General features: G+C 44.2%; 17 protein-coding genes. 7 read left to right on the top strand and 10 right to left on the bottom strand.

Annotation, left to right across the window (positions count from 1 at the left end; translation table 11 throughout):
- Position 1 precedes the first annotated feature (1 nt).
- From KGF88_RS12950 to KGF88_RS12940, 3 genes are read right to left on the bottom strand one after another with little or no spacing between them, the layout of a single operon-like run.
- Positions 2–448 (bottom strand): YaiI/YqxD family protein, encoded by a 447-nt coding sequence (locus KGF88_RS12950; protein WP_153827355.1) that lies wholly within the window; start codon positions 446–448, stop codon positions 2–4.
- Positions 449–472: 24 nt separating this feature from the next.
- A complete protein-coding gene (locus KGF88_RS12945) occupies positions 473–1,693 on the bottom strand; it encodes a type II toxin-antitoxin system HipA family toxin (protein ID WP_153827354.1) in 1,221 nt (406 codons plus the stop codon).
- Entirely contained in the window at positions 1,683–1,973 is a 291-nt protein-coding gene (locus KGF88_RS12940; protein ID WP_153827353.1) for a helix-turn-helix domain-containing protein, read from the bottom strand. The genes KGF88_RS12945 and KGF88_RS12940 overlap by 11 nt, the downstream gene beginning before the upstream one ends.
- Before the next feature lie 292 nt (positions 1,974–2,265).
- On the opposite strand from KGF88_RS12940, the gene KGF88_RS12935 reads away from it, so the two are divergent.
- Positions 2,266–2,493: a helix-turn-helix domain-containing protein gene (locus KGF88_RS12935; protein ID WP_162014647.1), complete on the top strand. Its 228-nt coding sequence runs from the start codon at positions 2,266–2,268 to the stop codon at positions 2,491–2,493.
- Positions 2,480–3,814, top strand: coding sequence for a HipA domain-containing protein (locus KGF88_RS12930; protein ID WP_153827351.1), 1,335 nt, complete (start codon positions 2,480–2,482; stop codon positions 3,812–3,814). Before KGF88_RS12935 ends, KGF88_RS12930 begins: the two co-directional genes overlap by 14 nt.
- A gap of 9 nt (positions 3,815–3,823) precedes the next feature.
- On the opposite strand, the gene KGF88_RS12925 is transcribed toward KGF88_RS12930, so the two are convergent.
- From KGF88_RS12925 to KGF88_RS12915, 3 genes are all read right to left on the bottom strand, one after another.
- Positions 3,824–5,677 carry a DUF885 domain-containing protein gene (locus tag KGF88_RS12925; RefSeq protein ID WP_153827350.1) on the bottom strand — a complete coding sequence of 618 codons (1,854 nt, stop codon included), beginning with the start codon at positions 5,675–5,677 and terminating at the stop codon, positions 3,824–3,826.
- 190 nt (positions 5,678–5,867) lie between these two features.
- On the bottom strand, positions 5,868–6,440 hold the full coding sequence (locus KGF88_RS12920; RefSeq protein ID WP_153827349.1) for a PIN domain-containing protein: 573 nt from the start codon (positions 6,438–6,440) through the stop codon (positions 5,868–5,870).
- A complete protein-coding gene (locus KGF88_RS12915; protein WP_153827348.1) occupies positions 6,440–6,892 on the bottom strand; it encodes a helix-turn-helix domain-containing protein in 453 nt (150 codons plus the stop codon). Before KGF88_RS12915 ends, KGF88_RS12920 begins: the two co-directional genes overlap by 1 nt.
- Before the next feature lie 260 nt (positions 6,893–7,152).
- On the opposite strand from KGF88_RS12915, the gene KGF88_RS12910 reads away from it, so the two are divergent.
- The 5 genes from KGF88_RS12910 (at position 7,153) to KGF88_RS12890 (ending at position 11,735) form a co-directional block, all read left to right on the top strand.
- The gene (locus tag KGF88_RS12910; protein WP_153827347.1) at positions 7,153–7,572 is read left to right on the top strand and encodes a secondary thiamine-phosphate synthase enzyme YjbQ; all 420 of its coding nucleotides are present in this window, start codon (positions 7,153–7,155) and stop codon (positions 7,570–7,572) included.
- Positions 7,573–7,626: 54 nt separating this feature from the next.
- Complete coding sequence (locus tag KGF88_RS12905) at positions 7,627–8,850, top strand: class I SAM-dependent methyltransferase (protein ID WP_153827346.1); 1,224 nt, start codon at positions 7,627–7,629, stop codon at positions 8,848–8,850.
- A 127-nt stretch (positions 8,851–8,977) separates the two neighbouring features.
- A complete protein-coding gene (gene istA / locus KGF88_RS12900; RefSeq protein WP_257119941.1) occupies positions 8,978–10,477 on the top strand; it encodes an IS21 family transposase in 1,500 nt (499 codons plus the stop codon).
- On the top strand, positions 10,474–11,217 hold the full coding sequence (istB, locus tag KGF88_RS12895; RefSeq protein WP_110077105.1) for an IS21-like element helper ATPase IstB: 744 nt from the start codon (positions 10,474–10,476) through the stop codon (positions 11,215–11,217). Before istA ends, istB begins: the two co-directional genes overlap by 4 nt.
- A 44-nt stretch (positions 11,218–11,261) precedes the next feature.
- Positions 11,262–11,735, top strand: coding sequence for an HNH endonuclease domain-containing protein (locus KGF88_RS12890; protein WP_153827292.1), 474 nt, complete (start codon positions 11,262–11,264; stop codon positions 11,733–11,735).
- Between the two features lie 100 nt (positions 11,736–11,835).
- Here the strand turns inward: KGF88_RS12890 and KGF88_RS12885 are convergent, their stop codons facing one another.
- Genes KGF88_RS12885 through KGF88_RS12870 form a run of 4 tightly spaced genes read right to left on the bottom strand, consistent with a single transcriptional unit; the run spans position 11,836 to position 19,272 of the window.
- Complete coding sequence (locus tag KGF88_RS12885) at positions 11,836–13,689, bottom strand: AIPR family protein (RefSeq protein ID WP_153827293.1); 1,854 nt, start codon at positions 13,687–13,689, stop codon at positions 11,836–11,838.
- Positions 13,690–14,649, bottom strand: coding sequence for a PD-(D/E)XK motif protein (locus KGF88_RS12880; RefSeq protein WP_162014637.1), 960 nt, complete (start codon positions 14,647–14,649; stop codon positions 13,690–13,692).
- Positions 14,649–17,774 carry a Z1 domain-containing protein gene (locus KGF88_RS12875; RefSeq protein ID WP_153827295.1) on the bottom strand — a complete coding sequence of 1,042 codons (3,126 nt, stop codon included), beginning with the start codon at positions 17,772–17,774 and terminating at the stop codon, positions 14,649–14,651. The genes KGF88_RS12880 and KGF88_RS12875 overlap by 1 nt, the downstream gene beginning before the upstream one ends.
- On the bottom strand, positions 17,767–19,272 hold the full coding sequence (locus tag KGF88_RS12870) for an ATP-binding protein (protein ID WP_162014638.1): 1,506 nt from the start codon (positions 19,270–19,272) through the stop codon (positions 17,767–17,769). Before KGF88_RS12870 ends, KGF88_RS12875 begins: the two co-directional genes overlap by 8 nt.
- Positions 19,273–19,300: the final 28 nt, after the last annotated feature.

Below are 19,300 nucleotides of genomic sequence, written 5' to 3'. Positions count from 1 at the left end.
ATTAGCGAACGCGCGCTAGCAGCTTGTCCAGCTCGTTGGCAAAGGCCATACGATCACGCTGATGCAGGGGCGGTGGCCCGCCGGTGTGTTCGCCGCTACTGCGCATGGTGTCCATAAAGTCACGCATGTTCAACCGACTGCCAATGTTGGCGGTGGTAAACAACTCGCCACGTGGGCTAAGCGCCTGGCCGCCTTTTTTGATCACGTCTGCCGCTAGTGGAATATCGGCGGTAATAACAATGTCGCCGGCCTCACAGCTTTGCGCAATAAAGTCATCAGCCACATCAAAACCAGACTCAACCTGCTTGGTTTTTATCCATTTTGACGGCGGCACACGTAGCATTTGGTTTGCTACGAGTATCAGCTCAATCTGCTTGCGCTCGGCCGCTCGGTACAAAATGTCTTTAATAACCGTCGGACACGCATCGGCGTCCACCCATATTTTCATGTACAACCTCTTAATCCTGAGCCATTAAGCCACAGTTGGAATAATCTTACGCAAGCGCTCTATGTCGCCATCTCCCACACCAAAGCGCGCCATATACTGCGGCCACTGCGTAACTAGCTCACGCACTTGGTTGACAATAGCTTTGGCCTTGAACTCTTGCAAACCAAACCGACTAGCTTGCGAAAGCAAATTTTCTATCGACCCATGCCGCCCCAAGCCACCTATACCAAGCCCATGCAGCTTAGAAGCGCTAATGGGCAGTACGTCGTACGCCGGCGCTAATTGCCATGCCGGCTCGTGCCGCCCAGCGGCAATAGGCCGCAACCAAGCATGATTGCGCGCATGATCGTCGGTATTACCAATAAACACGTTGAACGCCATTCGCATAAACAGCTCGTGGGCATCAGTGGCCACCGCGCTATGCAAGCGAAGCAATTCAGCCAGCTGCCCGTAACTATAGCCTGCCGCTAAGCTACGCTCACTCACCGCGCCTTCCAGCAGCAAGCTATTTGCGCTTATAAAATGGTGGCTAACACGTTGCTCGGCACGGTCGAAGCGCTTAACTAACAAGACATCTTCGCTAGCACCAATGCCTTGTAATACCTCAGTTTCGGCTACACGCACGCCGTCTAACTCGGCAAGCATGCGCATGGTTGCATGTTCAACACGGGCTACATTATATAAGTCGTCGGGCTTGTTGAATTTAACCAAGTATTCCTGCCCATTGTGGGTTAGCAGTGTTTTTGGTCGCGCGCCGCCCATTGATGAGCCGTATACAAAAGCTTGCTTTACTTCGTCAGAAACAGTTTCGGCGGCTAATATCGAGTTTTTGCCTTGTAGTAATAGCTCGAGATCATTGATGGCATTGCGCGAATGCTTCGCTTTCGTTTTCTCGCGCGACAAACTAAAGGTTAACGCACCAACGCCCATAGCAGCGCCAGCAATAAGAAACTCAAGTTCGTTTTGCGGCTTGGTTTGGTGTAGCTGCAGAATGAGCTTGCGCCCCCAGGCATCAGCGCCAGCATCGGCAAGCACACCAAACAGGCCATTATTGACGTGACAATGCTGAATGGTGTCGGTTAGCGGCAGGTGTACGGGGTCTAATGCGAAGGCGTCTGCACGTTCTAAATAAGAACGCCCATATACAAAACGGCCGTGTTTGGCTTGGCTGTCCAGCTCAAAACGCCCACAAATGACCGGCTGCTCGGCCAGGCCTTCAATAAACACATAAGCGCTAGAAGTCATTATCGAATGCCTCGCTGTCTGTCTGGCGCTTGCGCTCGGGTAAATGCTTGGCAGCACGAAGCTTGTTGTCTGCTAGCGCAATAAAGTCATCCAATAGCCCTAACACCGCTAGCGCGTTAAACAACGTTTCGGAGTTAACCGGCTGGCCTTGCTCAATGCGTGTCAGCGTGCGCTGGCTGCAACCAACACGCAATGCAAAGTCGCGCTGCGGCATGGTGAGTGCCCGCTGGCGTTTAATTAATTCGCCAAGTGTGGCATGAAAGTCGTCAACTGATTGCATGTGTTTAGCCTTAGCAGGCAACCCCTATGTAAGAAACATGCATCAAGAATAGCAAAATATGGCGAATTAGCAATTAAATCGTCATATTTTACACATTAAAACACCATACCCCAATAATATCCTAAGTTAATAGGAATAAACTTGATTTATCGATAGTTCATACTATATTCCTATTTATATAGGACTTATGATTTACCTAAGTCTCAAACCGATTATTATCCTAGTATGGAAGGATTATATGGCCCGCAGTATTACTATCACACCAAAACCAGACCTTTCTCGGGCTAACAACATGGCCACAATTGGAGCATTGGTGCGCCATAAACGCACCATGCTTGGCATAACCTTAGAAGATGCGGCCAGCTTATGTCAGTTGTCAAAACAAGCGTATAACAATGTTGAAAAAGGCTTAGAAAGCGTGCGCGTTGAAACCTTATTAAAGGTGCTTGATGCACTTGGTATTCAACTCACCGTCAGCGACACGACCGAGGTAGCCGAGGTGAGCAATGACTGGTTCTAATACGCCAACCATAAACGTGTACGCCAAAACCCATCACGTGGCCGAGCTAAAATTTCATGGCCCTCAACAATGCAGTTGGGTATACACCCCATCGTGGCAGCAGCAAGGTTTCGCAGTATCGCCGCACCTACCCTTAAACGGCGAGCAAATTGCTACTGCCAACGTCATTAACTTTTTGCGAAACTTATTCCCTGAAGGCCCGGCCTTTGAAAGCCTGATAGCCTCTCAACATTTATCTCGACGCAACGTTTACGGCATATTATCCGCCATTGGCCACGACACCGTGGGTGTTTTAACATTTGGTGAGCAACCACCTGAGTCCGGCACGAACCCGCTACGTAAAGTCACAGAATGCGAACTCACTGAGCGACTAGCCCATAACGCTGACATGACGTTATGGGACGGAAAATACCGATTATCGGTTGCGGGCGTACAGCGTAAACTCAACGTGTACGTGAATGACACTCACGAGCTTTTTCTGGCAAGTGGCCACTATGCCAGCACACATATTCTGAAGTTTGCGTCGGCCAAGCACCCAACCTTGGTGCTCAATGAGTTTTTCTGCATGCGTTTAGCGTACCAAGTTGGCCTAACGGTTGCGCCAGTAAAGCTACTTAAACTGGGTTCTTATCATGCGCTTGAGGTGCAACGTTTTGACCGCCGCCGTAGCAAGGGGCAAGTAGACAAACGCCATATTATTGATGCCTGCCAAGCGTTGAATCTACCGCCAGAATTCAAGTATGAACAAAACTTTGGTAGCGGTCGTGATGTTAAACACATTCGTGACGGCGTTAGCCTAACCAAATTATTTCAGCTTGCTAAGCAAACCAGTGTACCCGCGCATACGGCAGAGCAATTGCTTGACTGGGTACTATTTAACTTAGTTATTGGTAACAGCGATGCGCACGGCAAAAACGTTAGTTTCTTTGTTAGCCGCAGTGGCGCGCTTACGCTTAGCCCGTTTTATGATCTGGTTTCCGTGGTTTATGAAGCTATGTCGCAAAGTAAGCAGCAGCAACAACTCGATACACACCTAGCCATGGCCATTGGAGATAATTTCGATATTGACCAGGTTACCGCGTTTGACTTGCTGAGCTTTGCTGATGAAGCAGGCATTAAATTTGATTTGCTACAGCGTCGACTTGAACAAATAGTCGATAACGTTGAGCGCGAAGCCATGCAACTAGACCTAACCGATACCAAGATCACCGTAGCGCAATATGAGCAGCTACGCGCCTTGGCGCAACTTGTTCAGCTGCGTTGCCGTTACTTCCGCGAACAATATAGCTTGCTCACGGAAGTACGGCGGAGTGCTTTTTAAGCCTGTTTGCTAGCCCTGTTTGTCGGCAATATAGACGTCAACAAACTGCTCCAGCACGTTCAGCGGGACCGGGCCGTTGGCAAGTACAACATCGTGGAATTCACGAATATCAAACTTGTCGCCAAGGGCGGTGCGCGCTTTTTCACGTAACTCAACAATTTTCAGCATACCAATTTTGTACGCCGTGGCTTGGCCAGGCATCACAATGTGGCGCTCAACCATTTTACGTGCATCGGCTTCAGCGTTTGGTGTGTTGCTTACGTAAAAATCGATACCCTCTTCGCGAGTCCATTGCTTCGCATGAATACCAGTATCAACCACCAAACGTACCGCGCGCCATAGCTCCATAGCTAAACGACCAAAGTCTGAGTACGGGTCTTTATAAAAACCGTATTCTTTTGGCAGCATCTCGGTATACAAGCCCCAGCCTTCGCTGTAAGCCGTGTAGCGACCGAATTTACGGAACGACGGAATACCTTCAAGTTCTTGCTGAATCGCAATTTGCATGTGGTGGCCAGGAATACCTTCATGGTACGCCAGCGCTTCCATTTGGTAGGTTGGCATCGAGGCCATATCGTACAAGTTGGCGTAATACACACCCGGGCGGGTGCCGTCCATAGAAGGCTGCTGATAAAACGCTTTACCGGCTGACTTTTCACGGAACGGTTCTACCGCTTTAACAATCATGTCAGCTTTAGGCTTGGTGATAAACAGCTCGTCTAAAAACTCACGCATGGTGTCGATAAGCGCAGTAGCTTCCGCTAAATAGCGTTGACGGCCTTCGGCAGTATCAGGATAAATAAAATCTTGGTTGTTGCGCATATGCACAAAGAACTCTTGCAAGGTGCCCTCAAAGCCAACTTGCTGCATGATCACACGCATTTCATCATGAATACGCTTCACTTCGCTTAACCCAATCTCGTGAATCTCGTCGGCGGTTAAATCCGTGGTTGTGGTACGTTTCAGGGCGTTATTGTAAAAAGCTTCGCCGTCTGGGAACTTCCACGCGCCGTCTTTGGTGTCAGCCTGCTGCGCAAGTTCTTCTACCGCGCTAATCAAGCCTTCATAAGCGGGTTTCACTGCTTGTGTCAGCGCCTGCTCAGCCGCACCAACCAAGGCATCGTACTGGGCTTGATCAATGTCCAAATCACTTATCTTATTGGTGAAGTCTTCTAACAACACACTTGGCTCGCCGTCATCAAAAGGCGCACCTTGAATGATGTTTTGGCTGTCGCTAATCACGTACGGATACACGAATTTCGGCGCCATAATGCCTTTTTCAGCACGCAACTTTAAGTTCTCTTGCAACTGCACGAAGAGTTCAGGCAAGCCATTCAAACGAGCAATATAGTCTTCAGCATCTTCTACTTCACTAATACGATGCTGGTTAATTAGCAAAGACACCACACTAGAATGCAGACCAAACATTTGGTTTACCGGGTAATTGTAATGACGCCATTGGTAATCTGCGATTTGCTCCTCAAGATCTTGCTTCATCAGCTGCCAGCTTAAATAGGTCTGCTCGTCTAGCTTGGCCTCATCTAGAGCCTCAACCTTAGCTAAGTTCTCTTTTGCAATCGCCAGCTCTTCGTCGGCCTTAGCATCAGAGATATCGTCCCACTGGTCTTGGTCATCTTTTATCCCCAAGTACGACTGATACATAGGGCTACGCATAACCGCCTGCTTAAAGATATCTTCAAACAGCTGGTTGGCCTTTTCTGACTCCGCTTGACGCTCAGCTGCAGTCACTTGCTGGGTAGCGGCTTGCTGTGACTGCTCGCTAGGTGCCGGAGCTTCTGAGCAAGCTGCGGTGCCAAGCGCCAGCGCAATAGCTAGAGCTACATGAGTTTTGGTGTTCGCCATGGGTGTTCTCCTTATTGTTATGTGGGCTTTAGATTAGCACTGTATAGGCTTTTAGATCCATTTGCTGCTGCGCGGTTGGTGTGGATGGCGCTTTTCTGGGGATTTATGTGTGTGGGGGGTGTGAAAAATTTTTGTGTTCAGTTGCAGCAGAAAAGTTACATGTTGGTAAGTGTTTACTATTTTAGTTTATTCAAAATAGCGCTTTAAATTCACTTAGCCGTGAAACGGCTTCTGGTAATTTCTGCTTCAACAAACAATCAAGATACTGAGTGGCGGTAAACGGCGGATTTTTCAAACTTGCACGATGATGTCTAACAGCTTGAATAACAGCTACGATGTTTAGCTCCATCAAATCTGTTATAAAATCATCCGGATGAATAGCCTTAAGATTATATTGACTAAGTTGATTATCGGGGAAGTCTTTTAAATTAAACGTCACAATTGCCTCCGCTCGGGTTTGTATTGCTGCAGCAACCACATGACGATCATCTTCATCGGGTAAAGATATTGACGAGATAAGCGGATGATAATTTTGCACAATTGCCCCAGGTACGTGCTTGTCCATTAAATTTCGCACATTCTCCAATTGCTCGCGCGTTAAGTCTGGTCGATTCGCTAATACATTTCTAATCCATTCGTCATGAATATCATTCGTCCAACGAGCCCTGAACTCACCGCTGAGCGCCAAATACATCAGCAGACTTCTCAGCGGTGCCGGATACAATACGCAAGCATCAAAGATAACCGTATAGCTTGAGCTCATCAGTAGCCTAACCCTAACTCTTGATCCATCTTCGACAATTCATTGAGAGCTTTCAGTCGCTTCTGTTCTAGTTGGTTTTGATACTGTCTTATGTCGTTAAAGCGCACTTTTCTTCGGTTACCAACTCGATGAAATGGTACAGTTCCATCATCCAATAACTTAATTACTGTTGGACGAGACACATTCAGTAAATCTGCAGCCTCTTGTGTTGTCAGTTCAGCATGTATGGGCACTAATTTCACGGTATTGCCTTCGCCTAGCTCAGTCAGTAAATTCACCATTAAGCGAAGCGCACTCACCGGGATCTCAACTTGCTTTAGCTGGCCATCTGGAGAGCTTAATGACAAAGACTGAACATCTAACTTCGTTTCGATCACCGCAGCAAGTTCTTGGCTACACAATTTCGCTAGTGCAGATTCCTGCGCAGTCGGTAGTTGTTCATAAGTATTCATAAGTGAAGCTCCATAACGTCTAATTACAACTCCATTATTCGCAATATTCGAAACATGTCAAGTTTTTCGAAATATTCGAAATGTACGGTATATTCCATCTATTCAGCAAAAGCAGTAAGCTGACAGCAACGTACAACATTAACCAAAGGGAATAGTATGGCGTACATAGACGAGTCATTATCTTCGGGTGAACAGGTTGAGCAGCTGTTCAAGCTGCATTGGTTTTCGTGGGTGCCGTTTTTTCTGTGGCTTAGGTTGCTATGCCGGTAAAACAAACCACCATAACCATTGCGCCAAAGCCACGCGGATTTCATTTAATAACCGACGACATTGAGCGTGCGTTATTTGAGTTAGGCACCGTGGATGCCGGCATTTTGCACGTGTTTATTCAGCACACCTCGGCCTCGCTCACCATTAACGAAAACGCCGACCCCTCGGTGCGCCAAGACTTTGAAAGCCACTTCAACGAAATGGTGCCCGAAAACGCACCCTACTACCGGCACACTTTCGAAGGCCCTGACGACATGCCCGCTCACTTGAAGGCCAGCTTGCTAGGTAGCTCGGTGACTATTCCTGTAACTAACGGGCGGCTGAACATGGGCGTTTGGCAAGGGGTGTACCTTTGCGAACACCGTGACCATGGTGGGGCGCGGCGATTGGTGGTTAGTTTGAGTTTTTAGCAACTAGGTTTATAGTGGTTCTATTCGCACAACAGGGTAAGTTATTGCGTACTTATGGACGATACAATTCACTATTACACCCGCAACGCTGAACAGCTTGCCGACCAATATGACAGCCTTGATTTTGAGCAAGTACACCGCGACTGGCTTGATCTCATTCCAACTGATGGCTTAGTGCTAGATGTTGGTGCCGGTTCAGGCCGTGATGCGCGTTATCTCGCTGATCGTGGCCTCACTGTTTATGCAGTCGAGCCAGCAGATGGCATTCGCGAACGCGCCCAGCAGTATCATCCCAATCCTTCGGTACACTGGATCAACGATAGTTTGCCTGAACTGAAGCATGTGCAACGCCACGCAACGAAATTCGACCTCATTTTACTGAGCGCGGTATGGATGCATATCGCTCCGTCTTCGCGCCAGCGCGCCTTTCGTAAACTAAGCTCGCTACTCAAGCCCAATGGCAACATGGTGATTTCGTTGCGGCATGGAGCTAGCCCCGATACCCGTACCATGCACCCGGTATCAGCTGATGAACTGAAACAATATGCACAACAGCAAGGCTTAAGTTTTCGACTTCTGAATGCCCGTGATGACCAGCTTGGTCGGCAGGATGTCGCCTGGGAAACCGTGCTGTTGACGTTGCCGGATGATGGAACGGGGGCCTTCCCGTTAATCAGAAACATCGTCATTAATGATAGTAAGTCGTCCACCTACAAAGTCGCTCTCTTACGCACCCTATTAAGGATTGCCGAAGGCCATCCTGGAGCAGTACTCGAGCGCACACAAAGCCACATTGCTTTGCCTATGGGATTAGTATCCCTGTATTGGTTAAAGCTATACAAACCATTAGTCGACACATTTTCTATGCACCAAGGTGGCAGCGGAAAGTTGGGGTTCGTTAAAGCCAACGGTTGGGAAACACTCACAAACTACAGCCCCAATGACTTTTATATCGGCCGTTGCATTTTTGATAGTGACGAAGCAACAAGCGTCTATCGCACTTTAAAAGATATCGCATCGACAATTAAAAACATGCCGGCTAAATACATCACATTACCCGGCACCAAAGACGAGATATTTCAGGTTGAACTGAACCGAAGTCAGGCGCCGAAACATAGTTTGATACTCGATTTTGAATTCTTAAAGTCACTCGGGACTTTTTATGTGCCGCGCTCCATTTGGGATGTGCTAACGAACTACAGCGTCTGGATAGAGCCAGCATTAGTTAATGAATGGGTTAGTTTGATGGAAGGTTATAACCGCGAGCACCCTTGTTAATGGCCAACTAAACTGACCCACTTTCGGCCATTAATTTTGATCCACTTTTCGTGGCTTCGGCCACATTTTTCTGTACCGTTTCCCGTTCAACTAATAAAGCGGGGGCGGCACATTGAAGGAGTGGACAGTGATACACAAAATAAAATCGATGTACGACAACGGACAAGGACTCTCGATCCGTGCCATTAGCCGAGAGTTGAACATCTCGCGCAACACAGTGAAAAAATACTTAGCAATGGACGCGCAAGGTATCTGCGTGATGATGGAAGATACCTCGCGTGAAAAGTGGCTTGATGGCTATCGCGATTATCTGATCAACCAGCTTAAAGACTACCCCAAGTTGTCCGCAGTGAAGCTCATGCGCCGATTATGTCGCAAGGTGGGCAAGCTGCCCATATCCGAACGCAGCATGCGCCGTTACGTGCAAAACTTAAAAGCTGAGGTTGCTGTCGGGCAGTATCGTTATTATGAACCCATCATCGAAACTGTTCCCGGTGTGCAGTGTCAGGTTGACCCTGGTGAGCTTCGTGGTGTGCTCATCAATGGTAAGCCACACACCGTTTACTTTGTTGCGTTTGTGCTCTCATACAGCCGCCTCATGTACGTAGGCCTTTCGCTGCAACCGCTGAATACACAGCGCTTTATTGAGATGCACGACGAAGCGTTTCGCTACTTCGGCGGCGTGACCGAAGAATGTGTTTATGACCAAACTAAGTTGGTGGTCTTGAGCGAAGAATATCGCGAGCTCAAACTCAATCAACGCTTTGCGCAGTACGCCACGGCGGCATCATTCCATATTCATGCTTGCGAGGGTTTTGATCCGGAGAGCAAAGGCAAGGTTGAAGCAGCAGTTAAGTACGTCAAACAGGACTGTCTGTATGGTGAGTCATTCCGCAGTGAAACAGAGCTCCGCGCTTACACGCTTGATTGGCTAAATGAAGTAGCCAACATTCGAGTACACGGCACCACCAAAGAGCAGCCGCAGCGCCATTATGACCGCTCAGAGCGGTCACACATGAACCACTATCATGTAGCTATGGCCAGCTTAGACAACACGCCCATGCAAACGCGCAAGGTTGATAAAACGGGGCTGATCTCTTGGGCCTCGAACAAGTACTCGGTGCCTATGGAATGGCAACAAAGCCGAGTTGGTGTCAGTGAAGCCAATGGTCAATTACTCTTACTCGACCCTGCCACCGGTGAGCTTATTGGCCAACATACGGTCAGTCTTGATAAAGGCCTTATTATCAAAAACCGCGACCATTACCGCGACAAAACGCAGGCGGTAGAAGCGCTTGAAGCGTACCTCAACGAGCGTCTAGGTATCGATGTTGGTCGCGCTATTGCGGCACAGCTCAAAGCAACCATGCCTCGGTTCTATAAAGACCAACTGCGCGGTGCTCTGGATGTATTAAAGCACTACGGTGAGTTACCCACGGCACTTACAGCCCACTTGCTTGAGCGAGAAGAGTTAACGGCGAGCAAGATGCGTGAGCATATCGATGCATGGTTCAGTGCCGAGCAGCGCGGACGCATGGCCGATGACGAGGAGGATAGCCCCGTGACTATCGATTTAAGCATGTACCGCCGTATTAGCCACGTTAACGCGCAACGGAGCCTATCATGAACCAGTTAGACAATATCGCTAAGCAGCTTCGTAGCTTACGGTTAGGTGCAGCAGCGAGCCAGTTGGCCACTCTGGTGGCCACGGCTGAAGCCAATGAAGAATCCTACTTAAGCTTCGCTGAATCGTTAGTGTCACATGAAATCACCCAACGCAACGTGAACCGAATAAAACGCCACTACAAACAGGCACAGTTCCCAAATGAAAAACGTCTCGACTTGTTCGACTACCGTCACCAAACCACGGTAACCAAGCGCCAAATCAATGGGTTACTCGACTTTAGCTTTATTGATGAGCGCCAAAATGTGATCTTTATTGGCCCGCCGGGCGTGGGCAAGACCCACTTGGCCATTGGGATCGGTCATGAAGCAATCCAAGCTGGATATAAAGTTTTGTTCAGAAACGCATTGACGCTGGTAGAGGAACTTGAGCTTGCCGAAATGAAGGGAGAGCTCAAAAAGCGGCTCACACAGCTAAGTAAATACGATCTCATCATCATTGATGAGTTGGGCTACTTACCCATGTCGCGTCAGTCGCGTTACAACTTATTCCAGCTAATCAATAGCTTGTACGAATATCGGTCTATCATCTTAACAACGAACAAAGATTTTACCAGTTGGGGTGAGTTCTTCCATGATGACAATGTTGCGGTACCGATCATCGACCGCATCATCCATCACTCACACATATTTATGCTCGGAGGAGAAAGCTATCGACTGAAGGAGAAAGTTAGCAAAACCTGATCGCAGGTGGGTCAATTTTATTGGCCAAAAGTGGATCAATTTTAATGGCCATTGACAACCCTAGCGCATACACTAAATTAGACTATTTTAATGCACTGCAATGGGAGAACCCAGAGCGATCAACCCGCAGGGTTCGTGAACGTGTTGATGCATTGGCTGATGTCGATTGCTGCTGGAGCGGCCGTTCGTTAAATAAGAACGCTTACGCGGTTGATCATGCTTTTCCGTTTGCTCGCTGGCCCAATAACGACTTGTGGAACTTGTTACCGACCCAGAAAAAAATCAACGAAAATAAGTCGGACAAGTTACCTACACGACAGAGGTTGACGCAGTCACGCGCTTATATTTTGGAATGGTGGCAGCAAGCATGGGACAGCAACCAGCGTGAGTTCTTTACTCAGGCAAATTTTGCGTTGCCCGATTTAACGCCCAACAACACTAACTACAACGATGTATTTGAAGCGCTGACCGTGCAGCGTGACCGGATTAAGCAGATACAGCAGTTGCGGGATTGGTAGTGAACGCTTCAAATCAGCGCCAATTGTCCGGTAGATACTTAATTAATTTTAAGTAAGATTCGGCGATTCCTAAGAGCGTCATTCTTTTCCGTGAAATCAACTATGAAAAGTCTAACATTTTTGAAGTATAAGCATTACTCATAAAATCCTTTAGTTCTTGCGAAGATTTTATAGATTCCCACAACTCCTGCTTCTTGGAATACTCACCAAAGTCATCACTAAGTGAATACCTTTTTATCAAATCATTTATCAGCTGGAGCAAACTCTTAAAATACTCCTTCTGTTGTTCACCGATTTGCTCTTCTCTCCAAATTCTTTGCAATGAAAAGCGGTTATTATTACTGATATTCCAATTAAAAATAGCTGACATCGCATATGGTACCGCAGCTGAACGAAGCTGGCCTATCGCACCTTTCCCCTGCCCATAAATTTTTTCCATTGTACGAAAAATTATAATTCTAGCTACGAGCTCCTCGTAGAAAGATCGATCTACTTCTACATCAGGACCCACCTCGGGATCTAAATTCTCTATAAAGGTCCTAAAGACCTTTTCTCCTCCCTTCTTCACCATATAAGGTGCATCACCCCATGCACAATAATATTTGGCCATGAGTTCTTTGGTGAAACGCCGTTCCGGAGGGAATTCGGATTTTAACCTATTCGAGTTGGGAGCCTTACGAACCTGCGTATTGAAATCCCCTTTTGCTCTCTCAAAAAACCATCGTTTCCCCGAGGGGGTCATGACCGTATCACTCAGTGACTTAAGCTTTATCAGCTTTTTATTTCGAGATCTAAGGTCTACTTTAGATACTTTCGATTGCGAGTTAGAATATTCGCTTATCTTGGAAATAAGATCTTCGAGATCATCAGACCTAGTGCTCTTAGCGACATTGATCTTCGCCATAACTTTTACTTTGCTAACATCAATACCTTCTTTATTTGAAAAGTATATTGAAGCTGTAGTCTGCCCCCCATTTACGATTTGAAAGTCCACCAAACTTTCAAGATATAGTTCTTTCTTATGGTATACACAACTAGCTGATGTCGCGGTTATTGTAAGACCATTATTATATGCGATGAATTTCTCAGGTTCGTCTCTTATAGTTTGCCTTATTCCCTTATTTACGCCCTTAAATTGTAGAAATGAACGCACGTTCTTTTCCAACAACTGGCTTGAGTATCGTTTATATAAATCAACTAGAATATTAGCATCCAATACACATAAGTAGGACTCAAAATCTCCTCCCTCAGCGGCTTTAATGACCTTAATATTGTTTCCTATGACGTCTTTGAATCTAACGACCAATGGTTCCGCACGCCCTTGAGAAGCGATCACATTTGCTAAGTAATTAAGATCTATAACTCGGCGAATAAAAAGAATTTCCTTCCGAGACTTAAGTCCTTGCTGGTTTGTGTAACTATAATTTTTTACCTCGTCCTGAAAGTGAATTGAGCGAAGCTCAACTGACTTCCCCTTGAAAGAGACTGTTGATGTAAGTGTTACTAAAAAGAACTCGATAACATCAAAGCTCTCAATGCCATCAACACTTGAAAGTCTACTTACTAAAGGTTTCACTGGGTCAGACTCTTGAACGTCCGATAAACTTCCCTGCAAAGCATTACTAATAAACCGTTCCGCGCGTTTAAATTGTTCTTCATAAGCAGATCGTTGCGATACTGTTGACTCTTGAGCATCGACCAAAAGCCAGTCATCGTCTACAATAAAAATCTGTAGTCTTTCACCCGTCCCATTTACTGTATATCCATTAATTTTGGCTTTATTATCCGAAGACAAATAATATGTATGATTTATATCTTCAGAATCTACAACCTTCGTCTCTAATAATAACGGCAAAATTTCGTCAAGAAGTAAACTCTGCTGGACAAATCCATCACTATCCAAACTTGCGTCAATTAAATCCTGCTTTGTAGAAAATGTTGAATTAAGATCCATTTAGAAGGTCTCCGAGAAAATCTTATATATTTCTATTTCACCGCAGTCTAAATTATATCTTACACTTGAAATCCCAATAGGTAGATTTGTAGGAGTGAATTTGGGGAATTCCGATGCCGAACAATCATAAATATCTATCGATACTAAGCGAATTTTCACATCAACACACGATTCAATCGTAACCAAATTTAAACCAGCCTCTAGAATGCTACTAAGAAAGAGGCTGAAGTCCCCGCCCTTTAAAGTAATTAGTTCCTGACACTTCGTCACCATATCTTCTATTGTATCACCGTCATCACTACGCTCACCGGAAATAACAACTAGTTTTATGTCTTTATTATCCACAGATTCTAATTGAAATTCACTCGAGATCCTTATGAGATTTGAATTTTTTAATTTGGCTTTTACTTCATAAGCGTGTTTGTCGAATTCGAAATCGTGCGCGGCACCCATCGGCCCAACCCATCCGGATAAAACTGAGTTAATTCCGTTTTGATTAGTGGACTCATCTAACAATCGATACAAATATACTAACTCCCCCCAAAGACCTAGAATCTTCTGGAAGCCCAATATTTTCTTGGGATATTTTGAGAAAAATGAATTCCACTTAAAATAAGTCAAAAGAAACTTATCTGCTGCATTTACTGCATTATCAGATTCATCGATAGAGTTTAGCAATGATGAAATTAAGTCATCAAATATCGCGTTATAGTCACTATCAAAAACCCTAATTATCAAGCAACTAGAATCTTTAATAAAGATTAATTCGATGTTTTCATTTTTCAATAATTTAATTTTTGGGTCGTACTCTGCTGGAACCTGAATCATAACCAAACGATTTTTATCGCTATCAATCCCTAAGAACAACTCCAAAGGACCGTCAGATTCAAAACGTAATGTATTTAAGCCCGAAGATTTTGCTTGCTCAATAAGAGTCGTCCATTTTGCTTTTAAATTCATTATGACTCCGAATCGAATGGTACAAACTCACCAGCCGCATCATCGATATCCTCATCGGCAGTTTCTAATTCATAATCACCCTTTACGTATGTCCCGCAGGGATCTAACTGTCGTTCTATCGGCGGAAATCCTATAGCCATGCCTACAAGCGGTTGATTTAAATTTTGTTGTCTTTTCGAAAGTAACTCTGCAATTTCTTCATTTTCATCACCTCGCGTCTGATTGAACGTGTACATTGGATCAAATAAGTATATTACCAATACTCCTTGCGACGCCGGCAAACACTCACGGTAGACTCTTTCAGGTATGGTGGTCTTCTTTACCAATTCAACAATTTCGTTATCACTGAGTTCAGGATTTTTAAGACGCAGTTCATCACCTTTTCTTACACGAAACTTTTCCTCAGCTCTCAACGCAACATCATTGTCCAAAGCGGCTCTCATATCTGAGCCACTGCTCATAATATTTCTTGAGGCCCCGCCGGCTCGAAATATTTCTAGTTCTAGAAAATCACGATAAAAATGATTTCCTCGGGCTTGTTTTGGTCCTCTTCTAACCGCAAGCGTGACTTCTTCAGGTAAATTACTCTGCTCCGGTTTAATTTTGCCCAAGCCAGCATCTTCGGTCGCCGATCCTGTAAGCTTTACCGCTAACGTCCAGTTAGTTAATAAGTTCTTTTTGTTTGCCTTTTCAATATATTGCTTTATGAGCTCTAACCTTGACGCTTCAAAGTTGGTACTACCATTTAGAATATCTAACAATTGGTGAGTATTCGCTTCCGCGACTAGCATAGATCCATTTATGTAGCTTTCCTGAAACAAAGGCGCTATTCCATCTCTAAAATGCTCCCACACTGAATTTATTTTTTTCTTATTCACGTTGAATTCAGTCGTCATTACCAGAGAGTCTTGAAATGACCACTTAACGGTCGTTGAATTTTTTAGAATAGACGGGCGAGTTATTTTCAAAACGCCTGGATGCGTTCGGACTCTTATCTCAAACTGTCGAGGGTTAGCGCCTTTCTGCTCCATACTTCTAAACTCATCTTTAAGCTCATCAATACACCAAGTTGTAGAATTGTAATTCCTAATTAGATCATTTGACGTAAAAAGTTTACAGCAATCTAGATATCCTGGACGATACCCGAACCATCGACCCATTTGTAACAATGAATCGGAATAGTTCGTTGTCCTTACAAAATAGCTAATAGTCAGCCCCTCAAGAGTAAAACCCCGTGATAGCCTGTTACCACCAATAGCGATTATTTTTCTAGGGGATGATTTCTCGTACTTGATCTTTTCTCCCGTCGAGCTATTTAGCGCCAATATTTCGATGTTTGATGCGGCGTTTTCGAGCAAGGGGACTATCGTCTCAAAAGATACGGGGCGCATAAACTTATCTTGATAATCTGTAGGTAAATAATGGTCTATGGATCCTATGATGTAATCACAATAATCTACCCAAACCTTTTCGAACTTCTTATATATTGAATTCGGCGCATTAGGTTTGTCTAACTTTAAACCTTCAATGATTTTTTTATAATGGCTCTTTATTAAATGTGCTGTTCGGTTTTGCCATGATGTATAGCGTGAGACGTGGATAAGCATAGTATTATGTGGTTGGTACAAATTGCTTTGGACCATGTCGATACGTCTGGTTTCCCGTACTGCTATACCAATAATAAAGCACAACATTGCATCGATAATGCTTTGTGGGAGCTCTTTTGGGAAATCATCGATAGCTTTCGCAGCCCTTGTTGAGCTTCGATATTCAGAGTAGTTCGCGAAATCAAGATAAGCCTTATGCGATCCAACTCTTTCATCCCAATCAGATTTTGTGTCAAATCGTTCTACGCCAATTACATTACCTTCATTATTGTAAACACGAGTTGGAAAATTAGGAATATAATCATTGACCTCGAACACCACAGGCAGCTTTTCATTATTTTGGAATGAGTCAAAAATCGAATGCGGCCCAATATAATTACTGGAAGCATCCAATAGAATGATAAAGTCATCTGGAAAAAGATTATTTACAAGGTCAAATTGCAGATTACGACCTTTAGCTTTATCTAAAACGTCCCATTTCTCGGCGCTTGGCCCATTTCTGTCCTGTATGACATTGGCAAAAGGTGTAGCCGTATATCCGAGGTAAGATTTCTTATGAAAAAGACCTAATATAGCGCGAATATAACCATTTATTGTCGACGCGTATTTCTCACCTTTATGGCCTTCATTATTAAGAGATGCATTATCTGCTTCGTCATCAATTATCAATAATGGTATTTTGTGATGAGACTCGTTGGGAATCAAATTATCATATAACCACAAAAGAATATTTCTCAAAATACTTACATTTTTCTTACACACCATGATATTAGTGTGGTTTAACGAAAAGTTTGCGTCAGCCAACGGTCGAGAGAAATCGGAATCTGTTGATGTAATTGAAACTACCTGAGCTACGTTACTATTACCTTGGTGACCGAACCTAGATCTTTCTCCTACACCAATACCATCCCCCACAACATCCAAATCAATTCGCCCTTGTGTCTGATCTCGCAGATCATCCATAATACCGGATAAAACAATAACTAGCTTATATCCCGCATCTAAACTTCGATTAATAACGGCATTAAAATTCCCTGTTTTTCCGGACTGAACATCACCATCAACCAACCCTTTTATAAAGAATGGCTTACTTGAACTTGGATTTCCTAATCGGCCTAATATTTTCAAGCTCGAATTTTCTATCTCATTAACGACTGAATCTGCTCGACCATTACTTCTTAGATATTCAAGATACCGATCCGTATAATTCCATTTAATATCGCCAAAAACCTTTTCATTAAGCCAAGTTTTTTTTGTCTTTGACAGTATGTGCAGTGGCAATATTGTAGTAACATGATTCGCTTGAACTTCCTTTCGAACTACCTCGTAAAATGATTTAAATGTTGCCTCATCTAATTCCGGCCACCCAAGAAATTCAGCACCTGCTTTTATACTATCTCTTATTTCTTGGTAAACCGAAGAATTTATTTCTACTAATGATTCAAAACTACCCTTCTCGAGATAAATCTTTAGCTTATCCTTAATAGCATCTTGATATCTAAGCCTGTAGCTATCCATTATTTATCTCCAACTCGTTGGCAATTTCTGGCGGGATGCTTTCTGAATTTATTCCAAGTTCTTGAATCAAGTTTCTCCGAATAAAATCATTGGTGAACCCCTGTTTTCTCAACGACTCAAATATCTCCAGCAAACCCTTGCCGTCAACTTCCTTTAATTCGAAAAAATCTACATCTTGATGAGTCGCTCTAATTTTATTTATTTGTGTATTTACCATTCTAATTATCAAACTCATCTGGCTTTGCTGATTTACATCAAGCGATGACAAAAGACTACTCAAAATGGGAAATTTTCTATTAATCTCTAATAGAGGCCCTTTGTTAGATGCGACTTTTCTTAAAATTGTCTCTTCTTTATTTGAATCACTGGTGACAAATCGACTTATCCCTCGATTAAAGAATTCTTTTTCAGCCTCTTCAGTAAGTTCTGATATATACTTTTTGAAGGCTTGAGAAAGTTCGTGTGGAATTATAACTTTAGATTTTGCGACATTAAGATGTAGCAGGTGGTCGGCTTGATTTCCTATGTCAACACGCAAACGTGCCAACTGCAACCTGGGGGCTTTACGAATCAATCCATTCCAGCCTCCATAGGTGATTAGTCGATCAGAACGATAGATATAGATGCCCTCCATATCTGATAAGCTTTTGTTTTCGGTTGTCCACTTAGTTCTAGTTGTGCGAGCCTCTTTTATACTGGAGGCAGGCAGAATAAAACCTTCCATTTTTATTGAGTCACCACCAAATGACTTTTTCTTAAATTCAAGCTTTCTCAAGCTTTTATTATCTTCAGGAAAAGGGTTAAAAGGCTCAATCAGCATATTATTTATGCGAATCATTAGCGGGTCGTTGTCCCGCTCTAAAAATCGATGGAAAATAATACTTAGATGTTCACTTGCTTGTTCAACTATCTCTCTTTGCAAGGCTGATTTTCTATTGGATGTCGATAGGTAGTCTTCGAATTTATAAAGCCCTGACCATATTACAATCGTTCTCGGTATAAAATCTTTCATCCTCTTATTAAACGCTTTGGATAGTTCATCATATTTGCTTTTGAGACTTTCAACATCCTCCTTTGAATTTACAATTATTTCCCATTTCCCTGTCTTTTTGAGGTATTCCACATCCCAAGTTAGCCCGTAAAATTCGTCATCAGTGTCTGTACGAGACATGACGGTGAACTTCCTAGTCTGAGAGAAAGAAGCAGTTTTCAGTCCTAAGCCAAATCGGCCTAAATCAGATTCGTAACGTGATATTTCTGGATTGGAGCTAGGAAACTGCATATTTGCTTCTAGCTGACCTCGCGACATTCCACTACCGTTATCAGCAATAAATAAGCAAAATGGTTCGGACTCCGTATCAACCAAAACCTCTATTGCCGACGACTTTGCTGCAATTGAATTATCAATTAAATCAGCTATAGCTGCTTTGAGACTATATCCCTGCTCAGCTAAGGACTTAATTAAAAAATCTGGTTTTGGTGTTGCGTCAACAGTCAAGAAACGTCTCAATTCAACACTCCCTCGC

Source organism: Idiomarina loihiensis (genome assembly GCF_024584785.1).
GTDB lineage: Bacteria > Pseudomonadota > Gammaproteobacteria > Enterobacterales > Alteromonadaceae > Pseudidiomarina > Pseudidiomarina fusca.
The sequence above is the reverse complement of the archived record's forward strand: the minus strand, read 5'-3'. Positions and strand labels throughout refer to the sequence as shown.

What these genes read in the sequence shown, in the direction of transcription:
- KGF88_RS12950 (WP_153827355.1), bottom strand. Translation starts at nt 448, where the DNA reads ATGAAAATATGGGTGGACGCCGATGCGTGTCCGACGGTTATTAAAGAC.
- KGF88_RS12945 (WP_153827354.1), bottom strand. Translation starts at nt 1,693, where the DNA reads ATGACTTCTAGCGCTTATGTGTTTATTGAAGGCCTGGCCGAGCAGCCG.
- KGF88_RS12940 (WP_153827353.1), bottom strand. Translation starts at nt 1,973, where the DNA reads ATGCAATCAGTTGACGACTTTCATGCCACACTTGGCGAATTAATTAAA.
- KGF88_RS12935 (WP_162014647.1), top strand. Translation starts at nt 2,266, where the DNA reads ATGGCCACAATTGGAGCATTGGTGCGCCATAAACGCACCATGCTTGGC.
- KGF88_RS12930 (WP_153827351.1), top strand. Translation starts at nt 2,480, where the DNA reads ATGACTGGTTCTAATACGCCAACCATAAACGTGTACGCCAAAACCCAT.
- KGF88_RS12925 (WP_153827350.1), bottom strand. Translation starts at nt 5,677, where the DNA reads ATGGCGAACACCAAAACTCATGTAGCTCTAGCTATTGCGCTGGCGCTT.
- KGF88_RS12920 (WP_153827349.1), bottom strand. Translation starts at nt 6,440, where the DNA reads ATGAGCTCAAGCTATACGGTTATCTTTGATGCTTGCGTATTGTATCCG.
- KGF88_RS12915 (WP_153827348.1), bottom strand. Translation starts at nt 6,892, where the DNA reads ATGAATACTTATGAACAACTACCGACTGCGCAGGAATCTGCACTAGCG.
- KGF88_RS12910 (WP_153827347.1), top strand. Translation starts at nt 7,153, where the DNA reads ATGCCGGTAAAACAAACCACCATAACCATTGCGCCAAAGCCACGCGGA.
- KGF88_RS12905 (WP_153827346.1), top strand. Translation starts at nt 7,627, where the DNA reads ATGGACGATACAATTCACTATTACACCCGCAACGCTGAACAGCTTGCC.
- istB (WP_110077105.1), top strand. Translation starts at nt 10,474, where the DNA reads ATGAACCAGTTAGACAATATCGCTAAGCAGCTTCGTAGCTTACGGTTA.
- KGF88_RS12890 (WP_153827292.1), top strand. Translation starts at nt 11,262, where the DNA reads ATGGCCATTGACAACCCTAGCGCATACACTAAATTAGACTATTTTAAT.
- KGF88_RS12885 (WP_153827293.1), bottom strand. Translation starts at nt 13,689, where the DNA reads ATGGATCTTAATTCAACATTTTCTACAAAGCAGGATTTAATTGACGCA.
- KGF88_RS12880 (WP_162014637.1), bottom strand. Translation starts at nt 14,649, where the DNA reads ATGAATTTAAAAGCAAAATGGACGACTCTTATTGAGCAAGCAAAATCT.
- KGF88_RS12875 (WP_153827295.1), bottom strand. Translation starts at nt 17,774, where the DNA reads ATGGATAGCTACAGGCTTAGATATCAAGATGCTATTAAGGATAAGCTA.